The following is an 18,814-nucleotide window of genomic DNA, read 5'->3' as shown; positions in this document are numbered from 1 at the left end:
TTTCAATTGTTCTTAGTGCCAGCCTGAAATACCTTCAATGCATCGACCGTCTCTGCCACATCATGAACCCGCACGATGCGCGCACCCTGCGCTACCGCAGCCAGCGCGCCGCCAATGCTGCCGGCCACGCGCTGCTCCAGCGGCTTGCCGGTCAGGGCGCCAACCATCGACTTGCGCGACAGCCCGGCCAGCACTGGCAGCCCGAGTTCGCGTTGCATATCGGAAATTCCTCTAAGCAAAGCGACATTATGCTCGACAGTCTTGCCAAAACCAAATCCCGGATCAATCGTGACGCGCTCGCGCACCACACCGCCGGCCACCAGGGCATCCACGCGCGCGCGCAGGAAGCCGATGACCTCGGCCACGACGTCGCCATAGACGGGCTGCGCCTGCATGTCCTGGGGCGTGCCCTGCATGTGCATCACGCACAAGCCGACGTCGCTGCGGCACACCGCTTCCAGGGCGCCGGGCGCGCGGAAACCGTTGATGTCGTTGATCATGTCGGCACCGGCGAGGATGGCTTCGCGCATCACTTCGGGCTTGCAGGTATCGATCGACAGCGGCACGCCCAGTTCGCGCAAGGCGTAGATCACCGGCATCACGCGGCGCAGTTCTTCCTCGACCGGCACGCTGGGCGAGCCCGGCCGGGTGGATTCGCCGCCAATGTCGATGATGTCGACGCCATCCTTGATCATCTGCTCGGCGCCCTCGACCGCGAACTCGAGCGCATGGTGGCGCCCGCCGTCGGAAAAGGAATCGGGCGTGATGTTCAGGATGCCCATGACCAGGGGACGCTTGGCCAGGTCGAAGTCGAAACGGCCGCACTGCAGATACTGACGTGACATAAGGGAAGCTGATGGAAAAGCAAAAATGAATAATACGGAATAATAAAAAAAGGCACCCGCATGGGGTGCCTTTTTTACATCTTCAAACAATCAGGCGGGTGCCGGGGCGTTCGTCGGAACGCCGCCCGAACCGGTGTCGCCCGGTGGGTTACGCTTGGTCAGCTGCACCGATTTCGGCGGGGTCGGCTGACGGCCGGCCATGATGTCGTTGATTTGCTCGGCATCGATGGTTTCCCATTCCAGCAGCGCCTTGGTCATGATTTCGACCTTGTCGCGGTTCTCTTCCAGCAGGCGGCGCGACAGCGCGTACTGCGTATCGAGGATGTTGCGGATCTCGGCATCGACCTTTTGCTGGGTCGCTTCGGAGATGGTTTTCACCGAACCGCCGAAGAAGCCTTCGTTCGCATCATCTTCATACACCATCACGCCCATGCTTTCCGACATACCGAAGCGGGTCACCATCGAACGGGCCAGCTTGGTGGCACGGGCGAAGTCGTTCGAGGCGCCGGTCGACATCTGGCCGACGAAGATTTCCTCGGCAATACGGCCACCGAACAGGATCGAAATCTCTTCCAGCATCTTGTCCTTGTAACCGGACAGGCTGTCGTGTTCCGGCAACTGCCAGGTCAGGCCGAGGGCATAGCCGCGCGGCATGATCGTGACCTTGTGCACCGGATCGGCCTTCGGCAACAGCTTGGCGATAACCGCGTGGCCCGACTCGTGGTAAGCCGTGTTGCGGCGCTCTTCCTCGCGCATCACCATCGACTTGCGCTCCGGACCCATGTAGATCTTGTCCTTGGCGTCTTCGAAGTCGATCATCTCGACCAGGCGCTTGCTGCGGCGCGCGGCGAACAGGGCAGCTTCGTTGACCAGGTTGGCCAGGTCGGCGCCGGAGAAGCCCGGAGTACCGCGGGCCAGGATGTCGGCCTTGACGTCGGTGCCGATCGGCACTTTACGCATGTGCACGTTCAGGATCTGCTCACGGCCGCGGATGTCCGGCAGGCCGACCATCACCTGGCGGTCGAAACGGCCCGGACGCAGCAGCGCCTTGTCCAGCACGTCGGCGCGGTTCGTGGCGGCGATCACGATCACGCCCGAAGACGCTTCGAAACCGTCCATCTCGACCAGCAGCTGGTTCAGCGTCTGTTCGCGCTCGTCGTTACCGCCGCCCATGCCGGCGCCGCGATGGCGGCCGACGGCGTCGATCTCGTCGATGAAGATGATGCAGGGCGAGTGCTTCTTCGCGTTCTCGAACATGTCGCGCACACGGGATGCGCCCACGCCGACGAACATCTCGACGAAGTCGGAACCCGAGATCGAGAAGAACGGCACTTTCGCTTCGCCGGCGATGGCACGCGCCAGCAGGGTCTTACCGGTACCCGGAGGACCGACCATCAGCACGCCGCGAGGAATGCGGCCGCCGAGTTTCTGGAACTTGGTCGGGTCTTTCAGGAAGTCGACGATCTCGCCGACTTCTTCCTTCGCCTCGTCGCAGCCGGCGACGTCCGAGAAGGTGACCGTATTGTTGGTTTCATCCATCATGCGCGCTTTCGACTTGCCGAACGAGAAAGCCCCGCCCTTGCCGCCGCCTTGCATCTGGCGCATGAAGAATACCCAGACCCCGATCAGCAACAGCATCGGGAACCAGGAAATGAACACTTGCTGCAGGAACGACGGTTCCTCAGGCGGTTTGACGTCGAAGCGCACACCATTGTCGCGCAGGTCGCCGATCAGGCCGCGGTCCAGCATGGTGGCAGTGGTGCGCACCTTGCTGTCATCCTGGCGAGTTGCCGTGATGCTCGACCCTTCGATCACCACGTCCTTGATCTTTTTCGCCTTCACGTCATCGAGCAGCTCGGAATAAGCAATGGTCTTGCTGCCGCCCGCGGTGCTGTGGTTATCGAACTGCTTGAACAGCATGAACAACAGCAGTGCGACCACCACCCAGATGGCGGATTTGGAAAACATATTATTCACGAAGACTCCTCTGATGCGGATGCATCTTTTCCCATATTCTCAAAGGCGGATTTTACCGCAAAAGCGGGCCGTGCCACGCACACCCGCTTATGATGCCTGAACGACACTATAACGGGTTTTGATTCCCTGGCGCACGAATGACGCCGAAAAACGTCCGGCGTCCCTTGGCAGGCCGCCGCGGCCCACCACCCTTTGCTGATGTGTGGTGTCACAGCGGAATATCAAGGGCGGAAACCGGTGTTTCCACAGGTTTTCATCGCATTTTTTACTGTGCTGGATTCTTCAGACCACGTCCCAGCAAAAAGATTTCCGAAGATTTGTCCCGGCTGGCCTTCGGTTTGATCTGTTTGACCACTTTGAACTCTTCGCGGAAGCGCTCCAGGTTCTGCGTAAAGCCCATATCCTTGAAGCACTTCACTAACAATGCGCCGGTCGGCTTGAGGTGCATTTGCGAAAACTCAATAGCGAGATCGATCAAATGCTCCATGCGCGCGGCATCGGCAGTCGGGATGCCGGACAGGTTCGGTGCCATGTCGGACAACACCAGGTCGGCCATGCGGCCCTCGAGGATCTCGCCGAGCTGGTCCAGGACGCTTTCTTCGCGGAAGTCGCCCTGGATGAAATGCATGTCGGCGATCGGTTCCATCGGCAGGATGTCGAGGCCGATCATCGTGCCCTTGATGCTGCCCTCCTCGCCGCCGGCGAGCTTGCGCCGCGTGTACTGGCCCCAGCTGCCCGGGGTGCAGCCGAGGTCGACGATCACCTGGCCCGGCTTGATCAGCTTTTCGGCCTCGTCGATCTCTTTCAGCTTGTAGGCCGCACGCGCCCGATAACCCTCTTTCTGTGCCAATTTGACATACGGGTCGTTAATGTGGTCGTGAATCCAGTTTTTATTGAATTTGTTCTTGGCCATTCGCGTAAAATACTACTTTTAATTGGTACGTCAAAAAGAATTACTATGATCAAACTTACACCGGCCGAACGCTCCGCACTGCGCGCGGAAGCGCACGGGCTCAATCCCGTCGTCATGATCGGCGAAGCCGGCCTGACCGAAGCCGTCATGAAAGAAATCGCCTCCAGCCTGGATGCACATGGCCTGATCAAGGTCCGCGTGTTCGGCGACGACCGCGAAGCGCGCATCGCGATCTACGAACAGATCTGCGAAGAGCTCGAGGCCGCGCCGGTGCAGCACATCGGCAAGCTGCTGGTGCTGTACCGCCCGAAGGCGGACACCGTCAAGGAACGCACCACGCGTGCCGGCAAGGGCTTGCGCGAAGTCACCATCGTCAAGCCGAGCCCGAGCGGCACCAAGAAGCCGAGTGTCACCAAGGTCCTGCTGAAAGGTAACGAGCGCGTGACCCAGGGCGGCAACATCAAGCGCGCCAAGCCGCGTCAGACCAGCAGCAAGAAAGGCGCCCTGAAGTAAAGCGCGCCAACCGTGCGCCCAACGGGGTGCACCATTAAACAACAACCGGGGCCAGTGCCCCGGTTTTTTATGCCTGCCCCCGGCGCCGTATCAACGCGCCTTGATCACCAGCACGGCACCCAGCACGCTTTCGACCAGGTACAGCAGCTGCGACACCCCGTGCAAGGCCATGAAGGTTCCCCACTGCGGCGACGCCCTCACCCCTGCCGGACCGGCCGACTCGCGGATCGCGGCCATCACCGGCTGCAAACCCAGGTACACGACCAGGCTGCAGGCCAGCATGCCGAACACGGTCCAGTTCAGCCAGCGCCTGCGCTTCGCATCCAGGTCGCCTGACCCCGCCACCAGCAGCCACAGCAGCACGGCAAGGACCATCGCCAGCCAGGCTTCGCGCGTCAGCATGGTGCCGACGACGCTGCCGGCCTGGGTGCTGTCCAGCACGGCAAAGGCACTCGGCGCCGCCAGGTAGCTGACGCCCCAGATGCTGCCCGCCCACAGGGCCGCCAGCAGCAGGCGCAGGGCGGGAAGCCAGGCGCGGACCTTACTGCCCGGGTTCATCGGCTCAGACGTAGCGGACTTCGAGGATCTCGTACTCGCGCGGACCCGACGGGGCCTGCACTTCGACCACGTCGCCGGCGTACTTGCCGATCAGGGCGCGCGCGATCGGCGAGGTCACCGAAACCTTGTTCATCTTGATGTCGGCTTCGTCGGTGCCGACGATCTGGTAGGTGACCTTCTGGCCGCTTTCCAGGTCTTCGAGGTCGACGGTGGAAGCGAACACCACGCGGCCTTCGGCATCCAGCGAGGCCGGGTCGATGATCTGGCAGGTCGACAGCTTCTGCTCCAGCTCCGCGATACGGCCTTCGACGAAGGCCTGGCGCTCCTTGGCGGCATCGTACTCGGCGTTTTCGGACAGGTCACCATGCGAACGCGCTTCGGCGATCGCGTCGATCACGTTGCGGCGCTCCTTGGTCTTGAGCTGGTGCAGTTCTTCCTTCAGGAGTTCGGCGCCAAATTTGGTCAATGGAGTGTTCATGGTATCTCTTGTGGTGGGCGGCGCCCTGTTACGTACGTTGGAAAAAAGTGAAAACCACAGAGTTCGCACGGCGCAGGCCGCGCGAACTCTGTGGTTCCCTGTACTACTCTGGCTGTTAGTTTAGTGCCTTATGCAAGCCTTGTAAATCATAGACGTTCAACTCGTCCAGATGGCGCATGCCCTGCACTGCCGCTTCGGCGCCGGCGATCGTGGTGTAGGTCACCACGCGCGCCTGCAGGGCCGAGGTACGGATCGTGCGCGAATCGGCGATCGCGTTGCGCTTTTCCTCGACCGTGTTCACCACCATCGCGATCTCGTGGTTCTTGATCATGTCGACGATGTGCGGACGGCCCTCGACCACCTTGTTGACCGGCGAGACCGGGATGCCGGCGGCAGCGATCACCGCGGCAGTGCCCTTGGTCGCCACCAGCGAGAAGCCCAGCTCGACCAGGTCGCGCGCCAGCTTGATGGTGCGCGGCTTGTCCGACGCCTTCACCGACAGGAACACGCGGCCCGAGGACGGCAGGTTGATGCTGGCCGCCAGCTGCGACTTCACAAAAGCTTCGCCGAAGGTGGTGCCGACGCCCATGACTTCGCCGGTCGACTTCATTTCCGGTCCGAGGATGGTGTCCACGCCCGGGAATTTCACGAACGGGAACACGGCTTCCTTGACGCTGTAGAACGGCGGCACGACCTCTTTCGTGATGCCCTGCTGGGCCAGGGTCTGGCCGACCATGCAGCGCGCCGCGATCTTGGCCAGCTGCAGGCCGGTGGCTTTCGACACGAAAGGCACGGTACGCGAGGCACGCGGATTCACCTCCAGCACGTACACGGTGTCCTGCATCTGGCCGTGCACTTCCTGCTGCTGGATCGCGAACTGCACGTTCATCAGGCCGACCACGTTCAGGCCTTTCGCCATCAGCGAGGTCTGGCGCTTCAGTTCATCGATGGTCGCCTGCGACAGCGAGTACGGCGGCAGCGAGCAGGCCGAGTCGCCCGAGTGCACGCCTGCCTGTTCGATGTGTTCCATCACGCCGCCGATGAAGGTGGTCTCGCCGTCCGAGATGCAGTCGACGTCGACTTCGATCGCGTCGTTCAGGAAGCGGTCGAGCAGCACCGGCGAATCGTTCGACACCTTCACCGCTTCGCGCATGTAGCGCTCGAGGTCGCGCTGCTCGTGCACGATTTCCATCGCGCGGCCGCCCAGCACGTACGAAGGACGCACCACCAGCGGGTAGCCGATCTCGGTGGCCAGCGCCAACGCTTCGGCTTCGGTGCGCGCGGTGCGGTTCGGCGGCTGGCGCAGGCCCAGGTCCTGCAGCAGCTTCTGGAAACGCTCGCGGTCTTCGGCGGCGTCGATCATGTCCGGCGAGGTGCCGACGATCGGCACGCCGTTGGCTTCCAGGTCCAGCGCCAGCTTCAGCGGGGTCTGGCCGCCGTACTGCACGATCACGCCGACGGGCTTTTCGAGGTCGACGATTTCCAGCACGTCTTCCAGCGTCAGCGATTCGAAGTACAGGCGGTCCGAGGTATCGTAGTCGGTCGACACAGTCTCCGGATTGCAGTTGACCATGATGGTCTCGTAGCCGTCGTCGCGCATGGCGAGGGCCGCGTGCACGCAGCAGTAGTCGAACTCGATGCCCTGGCCGATGCGGTTCGGACCGCCGCCCAGCACCATGATCTTCTTCTTGTCGGTCGGCGCCGCTTCGCATTCCTCGTCATAGGTCGAGTACATGTAGGCGGTGCTGGTCGAGAATTCGGCGGCGCAGGTGTCGACGCGCTTGTACACCGGGCGGATGCCCAGCGCGTGGCGGCGTTCGCGCACCGCGGCCTGCGTGGTGTGCATCAGGAAGGCGAGGCGGCGGTCCGAGAAGCCCTTCTGCTTCAGCTTGTACAGCGTCGGCTTGTCCAGGTTTTCCAGCTGCTGGTGATCCAGCCACAGCTCGATGTCGACGATTTCCTTGATCTGGATGAGGAACCACGGATCGATCTTGGTCAGGCCGTGCACTTCTTCCAGCGTGAAGCCCTGGGCGAAGGCGTCGCCCACGTACCAGATGCGTTCCGGACCCGGCTCGCCCAGCTCTTCTTCGATGACTTCGCGGTCGCGCGTCTTTTCGTTGAGGCCGTCGACGCCGACCTCGAGGCCGCGCAGCGCCTTCTGGAAGGATTCTTGGAAGGTGCGGCCCATCGCCATGACTTCACCGACGGACTTCATCTGGGTGGTCAGGTGCTTGTCCGCGGCCGGGAATTTTTCGAAGGCGAAGCGCGGGATCTTGACCACGACGTAGTCGATCGACGGCTCGAACGAGGCCGGGGTTGCGCCGCCGGTGATCTCGTTGCGCAACTCGTCCAGCGTGAAGCCGACCGCCAGCTTGGCGGCGACCTTGGCGATCGGGAAGCCGGTGGCTTTCGAGGCCAGCGCCGACGAACGCGACACGCGCGGATTCATCTCGATGACGATCATGCGGCCGTCCTGCGGATTGATCGCGAACTGCACGTTCGAACCGCCGGTGTCGACGCCGATCTCGCGCAGCACCGCGATCGAGGCGTTGCGCATGATCTGGTATTCCTTGTCGGTCAGCGTCTGCGCCGGCGCGACGGTGATCGAGTCGCCGGTGTGCACGCCCATCGGGTCCAGGTTTTCGATCGAGCAGATGATGATGCAGTTGTCCGCCTTGTCGCGCACCACTTCCATCTCGTACTCTTTCCAGCCCAGCAGCGATTCCTCGATCAGCAGTTCCGAGGTCGGCGAGGCTTCCAGGCCGCGCTTGCAGATCGCTTCGAACTCTTCTTCGTTGTAGGCGATGCCGCCGCCCGAACCGCCCATCGTGAACGACGGACGGATGATGACCGGGAAGCCCAGCTCGCGCTGCACGGCGCGCGATTCGTCCATCGTGTGCGCCACGCCCGAGCGTGCCGAACCGAGGCCGATCTTGGTCATCGCGTCCTTGAACTTGGAGCGGTCCTCGGCCTTGTCGATGGCTTCCGGCGAAGCGCCGATCAGTTCGACCTTGTACTTGTCCAGCACGCCGTGGCGGTGCAGGTCGAGCGCGCAGTTCAGCGCGGTCTGGCCGCCCATGGTCGGCAGGATCGCGTCCGGACGCTCCTTGGCGATGATGCGCTCGACCACCTTCCAGGTGATCGGCTCGATATAGGTGACGTCGGCCGTTTCCGGGTCGGTCATGATGGTCGCCGGGTTCGAATTGACCAGGATGACCTTGTAACCCTCTTCGCGCAGGGCCTTGCAGGCCTGGGCGCCCGAATAATCGAATTCCACTGCCTGGCCGATCACGATCGGACCCGCGCCGATGATCAGGATGCTTTTGATATCACTACGTTTTGGCATTTATTTCTCTCCGCGGGCGGCACTCATGTGCTTATTCATGTTGCTGATGAAACGGTCGAACAGGTAGGCGACGTCGGTCGGTCCCGGCGAGGCTTCCGGGTGGCCCTGGAAGCAGAACGCCGGCTTGTCGGTACGCTCGAAGCCTTGCAGCGAGCCGTCGAACAGGGACACGTGGGTCACGCGGCAGTTGGCCGGCAGGGTTTCCGGGTCGACCGCGAAACCGTGGTTCTGCGAGGTGATCAGGACCTTCTTGCTGTCCAGGTCCTGCACCGGATGGTTGGCGCCGTGGTGGCCGAACTTCATCTTGACGGTCTTCGCACCCGAGGCCAGCGCCATGATCTGGTGGCCGAGGCAGATACCGAAGGTCGGGATGCCGGTCTCGATGACGTCGCGGGTGGCTTCGATCGCGTAGTCGCAGGCGGCCGGATCGCCGGGGCCGTTGGCCAGGAAGATACCGTCCGGGTTCAGCGCCAGCGCATCCTTGGCGGTGGCCTGGGCCGGCAGCACCGTCACCTTGCAGCCGCGCTCGGCCAGCATGCGCAGGATGTTGCGCTTGACGCCGTAGTCGAAGGCGACCACGTGGAATTGCGGATTGTCCTGCTTGCCGAAGCCTTCGCCCAGCTTCCACTCGGTTTCGTTGAAGGAATATGCCTCTTTCACCGACACGACCTTGGCCAGGTCCATGCCGTTCAGGCCCGGGAACGAGCGCGCCAGGTCGAGCGCCTGCGACTCGAGCGGTTCGTTACCCTGGGTCCCGGTCAGGATGGCGCCGTTCTGGGCGCCCTTTTCACGCAGGATGCGGGTCAGCTTGCGCGTGTCGATGCCGGCGATGGCGACGGTGCCTTCGGCCTTCAGGTAGTCCGACAGCGATTGGTTCGAGCGGAAGTTCGATGCCAGCAGCGGCAGGTCGCGGATGATCAGGCCGGCGGCATGCACCTTGGACGCCTCGACGTCGGCCGGGTTCACGCCCTGGTTGCCTATGTGCGGGTAGGTCAGCGTGACGATCTGGCGCGAGTAGCTGGGGTCGGTCAGGATTTCCTGATAGCCGGTGATGGCGGTATTGAAGACCACTTCACCGATGGTATGGCCGGCGGCGCCGATCGAATAACCTTTGAAGATGGTACCGTCGGCAAGGGCCAGGATGGCCGGAACGGCTGGGCCTGAAAAAAATGGCGGCAAGGGCAACTCCCGTTAAAGTTGCCGTAGCTGCGCCACGTCAGACTGGCCTGGAACCACTGGAATTACACCGTGTTACAGGACGTTTGAAGAAGGAATGGGTGGGTCGTCGCTACGGCGAATAATGTGTGGATAAACTTCCGAATTATAACGCAAATCCACCCACCCGGCAATCGTGTCCGACCCGTCCTTCCTCTCAATGCCTCTCGGAAATCGAGAGGGCGGCGTGCTTACAGGCCGAGTGCGGCGACGCCGGCCTTGGCGATCTGCGCATCCTCGGCCGACTTCACGCCCGACACGCCGACCGCGCCGACGGTGTGGCCATCGACCAGGATCGGCACGCCGCCCTCGAGCATGCCGCCCAGTTCCGGCGCGCGCAGGAAGGAGACGCGGCCGTTGTTGATCATGTCTTCGTAGATCTTCGATTCGCGGCGGCCCAGCGCCGCGGTCTTGGCCTTTTCCGGCGCGATGTGGGCCGAGATCGGCGCCGCACCGTCGAGGCGCTGCAGGAACAGCGGATGGCCGCCGTCGTCGCAGATCGCGATCACGACCTTCCAGCCGTTGCTGAGCGCTTCCTGCTCGGCGGCGGCGGCGATCTTCTTGACGTCTTCCAGGGTCAGGACGGGTTTGCTTTGCATCTTGGTCTTCCTCTATCAATGAACAATTGTGGGTGAATCAGTGTGCGGGGCTCATCTGCCTGGCCTTGAGCCGCGCCTTAATCTGGGGCATCACCGCCGCCGCGGCCTGTTCGCCGGCCAGCACCGCCAGGTTGCGGCCATTGAAGTCGGCGCTGCCCATGGTGCCCAGCGAGGGCGTGATGACGATGTCGGCATCCTTCAGCTCGAGCTGGTTGATGCGCTGGCCCATGATGGTGAAGGTCTGCATCAGCACGTCCACCGAACTGGCCGTGGCCTGGGCCTCGGTCGCGCTCGAGATGTTGACGGCGATAATGAACTCCGCGCCCATCTCCTTGGCGAAGCGCACCGGCACCGGCGCCACCAGGCCGCCGTCGACGTAGGTGCGGCCGCCGATGCTGACCGGCTGGAACACGCTCGGCACGCTCGACGATGCACGTACCGCCATGCCGGTGTTGCCGCGCCTGAACAGGATCGGCTGGCCGGTCTTGAGGTCGGTGGCGACGGCGCCGAACGGGATCTTCAGCTTTTCGATCGGCTGGTTCCTGACGGTCTTGTTGACGTAGCTCTGCAGCGCCTCGCCTTTCAGCACGCCCGGGGCCTTGCTGAAGAACGGGATCGCCCAGTCGGAAATGCTGGCCTCGTCCATCTCCAGCGCCATCTTCTGCAGCTGGAAGCCGTTGTAGCCGGCCGCATACATCGCGCCGACCACCGAGCCGGCACTGGTGCCGACCACGATGTCCGGGACGATGCCCTGGGCCTCGAGGGCCTTGATCACGCCGATGTGGGCAAAGCCGCGTGCGGCGCCGCCGCCCAGGGCGAGGCCGATTTTTACCTTGCGCATGACCGGCTGCGGGGGCGGAACGGCTGCGGTGGGAGTCGGTGCGGGCGGGGTGGAGCCGCAGCCGGCCAGCAGGATCGCTGTAATGCCAAGACCAGCCATGGCGGAGAGCGTGGAGCGGCGGGTGAAGGTCATGCGCGGAATGAAGGACGGGTAAAAAGCCGATTGTACCCGTTCTGGCTCAGGCTAACGTTATGCCACGAACTTCCATTAACCCGGCAAGGTCGTATTCGGCAACGACACCGTGAACGCACTCCCCTTCCCCGGCGTCGACCGGATCGACAGCTTGCCGCCATGCCTGAGCAGCACGTGCTTGACGATCGCCAGCCCCAGTCCCGTCCCCTGGGTCTCGCGCGAGCGGCTCTTGTCGACCCGGTAGAAGCGCTCGGTCAGGCGCGAGATGTGCTGCTCGTCGATGCCGATGCCGGTGTCGCACACCTCGAAGCGCAGGTCGTTCGGGCCGCGCTGCCAGGTCAGGCGGATGGTCCCGCCGGCGGGCGTGTAGCGCACCGCATTGCTGGCCAGGTTGCCGAAGGCGCTGCGCAACTCGTCCGGGCTGCCCATGATGTCCGGCCCGTCCACCTTGACCTCGACCAGGTGGCGCCCGCCGGACAGCGCGCGCGCATCGTTGGCGATGCCCTCGACCAGCCAGGCCACGTCGACCCGCTCGCGCTTGAGCGGATACTCGTCGGATTCCAGGCGCGACAGCGTCAGCATGTCCTCGATCAGGCGCTGCATGCGCTCGGCCTGTTCGGTCATCAGCGTCAGGTGCGCGGTGCGGGTGCGCTCGTCCAGGCCCGGGTCGGCCATGGCGATTTCCAGGAAGCCGACGATCACGGTCAGCGGCGTGCGCAGCTCGTGCGAGGCGTTGGCGATGAAGTCGCGCCGCATCGCCTCGATACGATCGGTCTCGGTGGCGTCGTGGGTCACCAGGATCTGCCTGCGGTTTTCGAACGGGATGATCTGCACCACCAGCTTGCGGCCGCGCAGCGACAGCGTCAGCGGCTGTTCGTAGCGGCCCAGGATGATGTAGTCGATGAATTCCGGATGGCGCACCAGGTTGGTCACGCGGCGGCCCTTGTCCTTCTCCAGGGTCAGGCCGAGATGGCGCTCGGTGGCCGGGTTGCACCACTCCAGCAGCAGCACGTCGTCCATGATGGCCACGCCTTCGGGCAGCAGCTGCATGGCCTGGCGGAAGCGCGCCAGCCATTCGGTCAGCTGGTCCTGGTTGCGTTCGTCGTCGCGCCGCAGGCGGTACAAGCGCGCGAACACCTCGGTCCAGGCGCCCCAGCCGTCCGGCAGGCGGCTGCTGTGCGGGTGGTCCAGCCATTCGCCCAGCCTGAACAGGTAGGACAGCTGTACGAACAGCAGCACGATGGTGGTGGCCAGCGCCAGCGCCAGGCCGGCCACCGGACCGGCCATCCACCAGACCACGCCGGCGCCGGCCAGCAGCAGGGCCAGGCGCAGCGCGGCCGGCACCCAGAACAGCAGTTTCGGGTTCAAATCAGAGCTCTTTCTCGGTCAGCATGTAGCCGACGCTGCGCACGGTCTTGATCAGCTTCTCCGCCTCCTTCAAGCCCTTGCGCAGGCGCAGGACGTGGACGTCGACGGTGCGTTCCTCGACCGCCGAGGCATCGCCCCAGACTTTATCCAGCAACTGGCTCCGGGAGAACACGCGCTCGCGGTGCGCCATCAGGAATTTCAGCAGGCGGTACTCGGCATTGCCCATCTCGAGCTGGCGTCCGTCCAGGCTGACGGTGCAGCTGCTCGGGTCGAGCGTGACCGGCCCGGCCGACAGCGGCGCCTCGGCCAGGTGCGGGCTCTTGCGGCGCAGCAGCGCCTTCGAACGCGCCAGCAGTTCGCGCGGCGAGAACGGCTTGGTGACGTAGTCGTCGGCGCCGTTGTTCAGGCCCGCGATCTTGTCCTCTTCCATGCTCTTCGCGGTCAGCATGATCACCGGGATATCCTGGAAGTCGCGGTCGGCGCGCAGGCGCGCCAGCAGGCGCAGGCCGCTCTGGTCGGGCAGCATCCAGTCGAGCAGCAGCAGGTCGGGCCGGCCCTGCACGATCGACTCCCAGGCCGCCGCCACGCTCGACGCCGTGCGCACTTCCCAGCCGGTCTCGCGCAGCGAATAGCTCACCAGCTCGACGATGGCCGGCTCATCCTCTACGATCAGGACACTCGTGTTGGACGCCATCGGTCACCCTTCTCCGCGTTCTGCGACGGCAGTCACTTTGCTATGGCGGATATCGCGCCCCTCGACCACGTAGATCACGTATTCGGCGATGTTCTTGGCGTGGTCGCCGATGCGCTCGATCGCCTTGGCCACCCACAGCGTATCCAGCGCCGACGAGATCGTGCGCGGGTCTTCCATCATGAAGGTGATCATGTTGCGCAGGATGGTGCGGAATTCGAAGTCGATCTCGTCGTCCTGGGCGATGATCTGCAGCGCCGCCTTGCCGTCCAGGCGCGCAAACGCGTCGAGCGCGTCGTGCAGCATGTCGGCGGTGGCGCGCGAGATGGTGCGCACCACGTCGTAGTGGTTGAAGTTGACCATGCCGCGCTCGTGCAGGCTTTTCGCGGTGCGCGCGATCTTGGTCGCTTCGTCGCCGACGCGCTCCAGGTCGGTGATCACCTTGATGGTTGCCATCACGGTACGCAGGTCGTTGGCGGTCGGCTGGCGGCGCACGATCAGGTGGCTGCAGGCATCATCCAGCTGCACTTCGAGCTGATTCACCGCATGGTCGTCGGCAATCACCTTGTCGGCCAACTCATGGTTCTCGACGCGGAAGCAGTTCAGCGCTTCGTCGAACTGGGTTTCCACCATGCCGCCCATCAGCAGCACCTTGGAGCGGATGCCTTCGAGTTCGTGGTCGTACTGCTTGGAAGAGTGATCGCCTACCATTTTGATAATTCCTGTTCTCTATAGTTATCTTACCGTATCAGAGCTTTATATTGGTTCTTGAACGCTCTGTGTTGGCGTATCGGGAGGCTCTGCAACCGTAGCGAGCAGGCCGTCGAAGTGGCCGAGAAGCGCAGCCGTACATCCGGTACGGCGAGCATCGCAGGCCGCTTCCACGGCCGCGCAGTAGGTTGCAGAGCCTTCCTCCGCTCAGCCGAAACGGCCGGTGATATAGTCCTGGGTTTCTTTGCGCGCCGGGTTCATGAAGAGCTGGTCGGTTTCGCCGAACTCGACCAGTTCGCCCAGGTACATGTAGGCGGTGTAGTCCGAGCAGCGCGCCGCCTGCTGCATGTTGTGGGTCACGATGGCGATCGTGTAGTCGCCCTTCAGCTCGCTGATCAGTTCCTCGATCTTGGCGGTCGAGATCGGGTCCAGCGCCGAGGTCGGCTCGTCGAGCAGCAGCACGTCCGGCTTGACCGCGACGCCGCGCGCGATGCACAGGCGCTGCTGCTGGCCGCCCGACAGCGACAGGCCACTCTTGTTCAGCTTATCCTTGACCTCGCCCCACAGCGCCGCCTTCTTCAGTGCCCATTCGACGCGCTCGTCCATCTCGCCCTTCGACAGGTTTTCGTACAGGCGCACCCCGAAGGCGATGTTGTCGTAGACCGACATCGGGAACGGGGTCGGCTTCTGGAACACCATGCCGACCTTGGCGCGCAGCATGTTCACGTCCACGCCCGGTTCCAGGATGTTGCGGCCGCGGTACATGATCGAGCCTTCGGCGCGCTGGCCGGGATACAGGTCGTACATGCGGTTCAGCGTGCGCAGCAGGGTCGACTTGCCGCAGCCGGACGGGCCGATGAAGGCCGTCACCTGCTTGTCGTGGATATCGAGGCTGACGTTCTTCAGGCTCTTGGTCTTGCCATAGTAAAAGTCCAGGCCCGCGATCTCGATGGTCTTGGTCTTCGGCTTGGCGGCACCGGCGTTCTGCGTCGTGGTCGACATGGGCTGGGTCATCATCATGGTGGTCATTATTGCGGAGTCTTTTGGCGGAACGCGGTCCGCGACAGGATATTCAGGAGCAGCACGCTGAGGGTCACCAGCAGCGCCGCGCCCCAGGCGATCGACTGCCAGTCGTCGTACGGGCTCATGGCGAAGCGGTAGATCACCACCGGCAGGTTGGCCATCGGCTGGTTCAGGTCGGCCGTGAAGAACTGGTTGTTGAGCGCGGTGAACAGCAGCGGCGCGGTTTCGCCGGCGATGCGGGCTACGGCCAGCAGCACGCCGGTCACGACGCCGGCCTTCACGGCGCGCAGGCGCACCATCAGGGCCACCTTCCAGCGCGGCGCGCCGAGGGCGAATGCGGCTTCGAGCAGGCTGTTCGGCACCAGGTGCAGCATGTTGTCGGTGGTGCGCACGACCACCGGGATCGCGATCAGGGACAGCGCGATGGTGCCGGCATAGCCCGAGAAGTGCTGGACGTTGGCCACGTACAGCGCGTACACGAACAGGCCGATCACGATCGACGGCGCCGACAGCATGATGTCGGTGACGAAGCGGGTGACGGCCGCGAACTTGCTGTTCTGGCCGTACTCGGCCAGGTAGATGCCGGCCAGGATGCCGACCGGGGTCGACACCAGAGTCGAGAGGCCCACCATGATCAGGCTGCCGAAGATGGCGTTGCGGATGCCGCCTTCGCTGCCCGGCGCCGGGGTGTCCAGCGTGAACAGCGTGTGCGACAGCGCGCCGAAGCCGTGCACCAGCAGGGTGAACAGGATCCAGGCCAGGAAGCCGAGGCCGATGGCCATGGCCAGCACCGACAGCGCGATGCCGACGCGGTGGCCGAACAGGCGGCGGCGGTAGACCGGGTTATTCGATTTCGACAATGAGTTTTGCATTATTTTGCGCCTTCCTTGCGGGACATACCCAGCAGCATCAGCTTGGCGGCCGACAGCACGATGAAGGTGATCGCGAACAGGATCAGGCCCAGCGCCATCAGCGACGACACGTGCAGCGGCGAGCTGGCTTCGGCGAATTCGTTGGCCAGGGTCGAGGAAATCGAGTTGCCCGCGGCGAACAGCGACCACGAGAGTTCATTGGCGTTGCCGATCACGAAGGTGACGGCCATGGTCTCGCCCAGCGCGCGGCCCAGGCCCAGCATGACGCCGCCGACCACGCCGGTACGGGTATAGGGCAGCACCACCTTGCGCACCACTTCCCACTTGGTGCAGCCGAGGCCGTACGCGGATTCCTTCAGCACGGCGGGCACGATCTCGAACACGTCGCGCATCACCGAAGCGATGAAGGGGATGATCATCACGGCCAGGATCAGGCCGGCGGTCAGGATGCCGAGGCCCATGGTCGGACCCTGGAACAGCGGACCGATGACGGGCAGCACGCCCAGGGTCTTTTTCAGCAGCGGCTGCACGTGGTCGCCGAAGATCGGGGCGAACACGAACAGGCCCCACATGCCGTAGATGATCGACGGGATGCCTGCCAACAGCTCGACCGCGGTGCCGAGCGGACGGCGCAGCCAGCTCGGGCAGATTTCAGTCAGGAACAGCGCGATGCCGAAGCTGATCGGGAAGGCCACGGCCAGCGCGATCAGCGAGGTCACCAGGGTGCCGGTGATGGCGATCAGGGCGCCGAACTTGTCGTTGATCGGGTCCCACTCGTTGGTGGTGATGAAGCCGGCGCCGAATTCGCGGAAGGCCGGTGCGGCGCCGATCGCCAGCGAGACGATGATGCCGATCAGCACCAGCAACACGAAAGCCGCGAACAGCAGCGTGACCTTGTGGAAGATGAAATCCTGGATGCGCTGCACGCGCATGGTGTTGCGCAGCGCGGCGTGGCGGGCTTCTTCCTGCAACGCGGCCTGGGCGGCCGGGTCGGCGGTGATCGCGGATTGGGAGTTCATTATTTTGCTCAATTGATACTTAGCGTTAGCATGTGACGCCATGTCAGCGCCTGCACGTCGTCCCTGCGCAGGCAGGGACCCAAGTTTTACGCGCTGCCGTCCTGCGTGCAAATTGGGTCCCTGCCTGCGCAGGGAGCGGCGCCGGGCAATGCCCGGTGGTGCGAACTGTTATACGTCTATTACCAGACCGCCTTGCCCGAAGCATCCTTCATGTTCGCCTTCCAGGCATCCTGCACCAGCTTGACGACGGTGTCCGGCATTGGCACGTAATCCAGCTCGGTCGCGGCGGCGTCGCCGTTCTTGAAGGCGTAGTCGAAGAACTTCAGCACTTCCTTGCCCTTGGCGGCGTCAGCCTGCTGCTTGTGCACCAGGATGTAGGACACGCCGGTGATCGGCCAGGCGGCCTTGCCGGCCTGGTCGGTCAGCACCACGGCCATGCCCGGCGACTTGGTCCACTCGGCGTTGGCGGCGGCGGCCTTGAAGGCGTCGTCGTCCGGTTGCAGGAAGACGCCGTCGCGGTTCTTCAGCTGGGTGTGCGACATCTTGTTCTTCTTGGCATAGGCCCACTCGACGTAGCCGATCGAACCCTTGATGCGCTGGACGTTGGCGGCGACGCCGTCGTTGCCCTTGCCGCCCACGCCGGTTGCCCATTTCACGGCGGTGCCGGCGCCGATCCTGGTCTTGAAGTCGGGGTTGGTCTTCGACAGGTAGTCGGTGAACAGGAAGGAGGTGCCCGAGCTGTCGGCACGGTGCACGACGGTGATGTCTTCGGCCGGCAGCTTGACGCCCGGGTTCAGGGCGGCGATCGCCCCGTCGTTCCACTTGGTGATCTTGCCGAGGTAGATGTCGGCGACGACCGGACCGGTCAGCTTCAGCTGGCCCGGAGCGACACCGTCCAGGTTGACCACGGTCACCACGCCACCCATGATGGCCGGGAACTGGAACAGGCCGGACTGGTTCAGCTCATCGGCGGCCAGCGGCATGTCCGATGCGCCGAAATCGACGGTCTTGGCCTTGATCTGCTTGATGCCTGCACCCGAGCCGACCGATTGGTAGTTCAGGCCGTTGCCGCTCGCCTTCTTGTACATCTCGGCCCACTTGGCGTAGATCGGGTACGGGAAGGTGGCGCCGGCACCGGTAATGTCGGCGGCCAGGGTCGCGGTGCTCGCGAAAGTGGCCGAGGTGCCGATGATGATGGTTGCCAGCAGTTGCTTCATGCGCATATCAGGTCCTTAGTTGTAGTGGGTGACACGGTTGATGCTGCGCAGTGTAGTGGCCGAATATGACGCCTTTATGACATGCTGGAAGTCACTTCATGACACCCTTCCTGCATACCCCGAGAGGGTGAAATTGAATGTCACATAAGATCTTGCGACATGTCATATTCCCGCAATAAACGTCTATCTCTCCTCTGTGGCGAACCCGGCCAGGGGACAAAAATGAGAGCAAGAAAGCGTGGGAAAAAGCGCCTTGTAAATACGATGCGGCCTGCTACCTTGAAGGTGTAGTTCGTCACAAAGGAGGGTTCGCTTAACGGCGTTTGGAGTCCATGATTGAAAGCTTGATTGTCACTGGGGTGTTGGGAGGCATCGCAGCCCTCGTCCTCTTCGAAGCGATCGTAGAGGCACGTGGGAGTTCAGCAAAACTGCATGACCGTTATCACGAGTAAGGCTTGACTTTGCAAGGAGCGAAAAAAAGCGGCGAGGCCCGAGG

17 protein-coding genes are annotated in these 18,814 nt (G+C 63.4%); 1 reads left to right on the top strand and 16 read right to left on the bottom strand.

Annotated elements, in window-relative coordinates; genetic code table 11:
- Positions 1-2: 2 nt before the first annotated feature.
- The 3 genes from folP to FBX97_RS04160 form a co-directional block, all read right to left on the bottom strand.
- Complete coding sequence (gene folP, locus FBX97_RS04170; RefSeq protein WP_141828954.1) at positions 3-845, bottom strand: dihydropteroate synthase; 843 nt, start codon at positions 843-845, stop codon at positions 3-5.
- Between the two features lie 90 nt (positions 846-935).
- A complete protein-coding gene (ftsH, locus tag FBX97_RS04165) occupies positions 936-2,822 on the bottom strand; it encodes an ATP-dependent zinc metalloprotease FtsH (protein ID WP_141828953.1) in 1,887 nt (628 codons plus the stop codon).
- A 265-nt stretch (positions 2,823-3,087) separates the two neighbouring features.
- The gene (locus tag FBX97_RS04160) at positions 3,088-3,735 is read right to left on the bottom strand and encodes an RlmE family RNA methyltransferase (protein ID WP_141828952.1); all 648 of its coding nucleotides are present in this window, start codon (positions 3,733-3,735) and stop codon (positions 3,088-3,090) included.
- A gap of 45 nt (positions 3,736-3,780) precedes the next feature.
- Between FBX97_RS04160 and yhbY the strand changes: the two genes are divergently transcribed.
- Positions 3,781-4,248, top strand: coding sequence for a ribosome assembly RNA-binding protein YhbY (gene yhbY / locus FBX97_RS04155; protein ID WP_141828951.1), 468 nt, complete (start codon positions 3,781-3,783; stop codon positions 4,246-4,248).
- 90 nt (positions 4,249-4,338) lie between these two features.
- Here yhbY and FBX97_RS04150 read toward each other — a convergent pair whose 3' ends face one another.
- The 13 genes from FBX97_RS04150 to pstS all read right to left on the bottom strand — a co-directional run bounded on the left by FBX97_RS04150 (position 4,339) and on the right by pstS (position 18,324).
- Positions 4,339-4,806 (bottom strand): DUF4149 domain-containing protein, encoded by a 468-nt coding sequence (locus tag FBX97_RS04150; RefSeq protein ID WP_141828950.1) that lies wholly within the window; start codon positions 4,804-4,806, stop codon positions 4,339-4,341.
- A gap of 4 nt (positions 4,807-4,810) precedes the next feature.
- A complete protein-coding gene (greA, locus tag FBX97_RS04145) occupies positions 4,811-5,284 on the bottom strand; it encodes a transcription elongation factor GreA (RefSeq protein WP_141828949.1) in 474 nt (157 codons plus the stop codon).
- 115 nt (positions 5,285-5,399) lie between these two features.
- The gene (carB, locus tag FBX97_RS04140) at positions 5,400-8,630 is read right to left on the bottom strand and encodes a carbamoyl-phosphate synthase large subunit (protein WP_141828948.1); all 3,231 of its coding nucleotides are present in this window, start codon (positions 8,628-8,630) and stop codon (positions 5,400-5,402) included.
- Entirely contained in the window at positions 8,631-9,809 is a 1,179-nt protein-coding gene (gene carA, locus FBX97_RS04135; protein WP_141828947.1) for a glutamine-hydrolyzing carbamoyl-phosphate synthase small subunit, read from the bottom strand. It lies immediately after the preceding gene.
- A gap of 227 nt (positions 9,810-10,036) precedes the next feature.
- Complete coding sequence (locus tag FBX97_RS04130) at positions 10,037-10,444, bottom strand: heme-binding protein (protein ID WP_141828946.1); 408 nt, start codon at positions 10,442-10,444, stop codon at positions 10,037-10,039.
- 37 nt (positions 10,445-10,481) lie between these two features.
- Positions 10,482-11,384 carry a patatin-like phospholipase family protein gene (locus FBX97_RS04125; RefSeq protein WP_255517393.1) on the bottom strand — a complete coding sequence of 301 codons (903 nt, stop codon included), beginning with the start codon at positions 11,382-11,384 and terminating at the stop codon, positions 10,482-10,484.
- A 108-nt stretch (positions 11,385-11,492) separates the two neighbouring features.
- Positions 11,493-12,785 carry a phosphate regulon sensor histidine kinase PhoR gene (gene phoR / locus FBX97_RS04120; protein ID WP_141828944.1) on the bottom strand — a complete coding sequence of 431 codons (1,293 nt, stop codon included), beginning with the start codon at positions 12,783-12,785 and terminating at the stop codon, positions 11,493-11,495.
- A gap of 1 nt (position 12,786) precedes the next feature.
- Complete coding sequence (locus FBX97_RS04115; RefSeq protein WP_141828943.1) at positions 12,787-13,479, bottom strand: response regulator; 693 nt, start codon at positions 13,477-13,479, stop codon at positions 12,787-12,789.
- Between the two features lie 3 nt (positions 13,480-13,482).
- A complete protein-coding gene (gene phoU / locus FBX97_RS04110) occupies positions 13,483-14,187 on the bottom strand; it encodes a phosphate signaling complex protein PhoU (protein ID WP_141828942.1) in 705 nt (234 codons plus the stop codon).
- Positions 14,188-14,394: 207 nt separating this feature from the next.
- Entirely contained in the window at positions 14,395-15,201 is an 807-nt protein-coding gene (pstB, locus tag FBX97_RS04105) for a phosphate ABC transporter ATP-binding protein PstB (RefSeq protein WP_370457198.1), read from the bottom strand.
- Between the two features lie 14 nt (positions 15,202-15,215).
- Entirely contained in the window at positions 15,216-16,082 is an 867-nt protein-coding gene (gene pstA / locus FBX97_RS04100; RefSeq protein ID WP_141828941.1) for a phosphate ABC transporter permease PstA, read from the bottom strand.
- On the bottom strand, positions 16,082-17,014 hold the full coding sequence (pstC, locus tag FBX97_RS04095; RefSeq protein WP_370457197.1) for a phosphate ABC transporter permease subunit PstC: 933 nt from the start codon (positions 17,012-17,014) through the stop codon (positions 16,082-16,084). The genes pstA and pstC overlap by 1 nt, the downstream gene beginning before the upstream one ends.
- A 266-nt stretch (positions 17,015-17,280) precedes the next feature.
- Complete coding sequence (gene pstS / locus FBX97_RS04090; RefSeq protein WP_141828939.1) at positions 17,281-18,324, bottom strand: phosphate ABC transporter substrate-binding protein PstS; 1,044 nt, start codon at positions 18,322-18,324, stop codon at positions 17,281-17,283.
- Positions 18,325-18,814: the final 490 nt, after the last annotated feature.

Source organism: Herbaspirillum sp. SJZ107 (genome assembly GCF_006715485.1).
Taxonomy (GTDB): Bacteria; Pseudomonadota; Gammaproteobacteria; order Burkholderiales; family Burkholderiaceae_D; genus Telluria.
The sequence above is the reverse complement of the archived record's forward strand: the minus strand, read 5'-3'. Positions and strand labels throughout refer to the sequence as shown.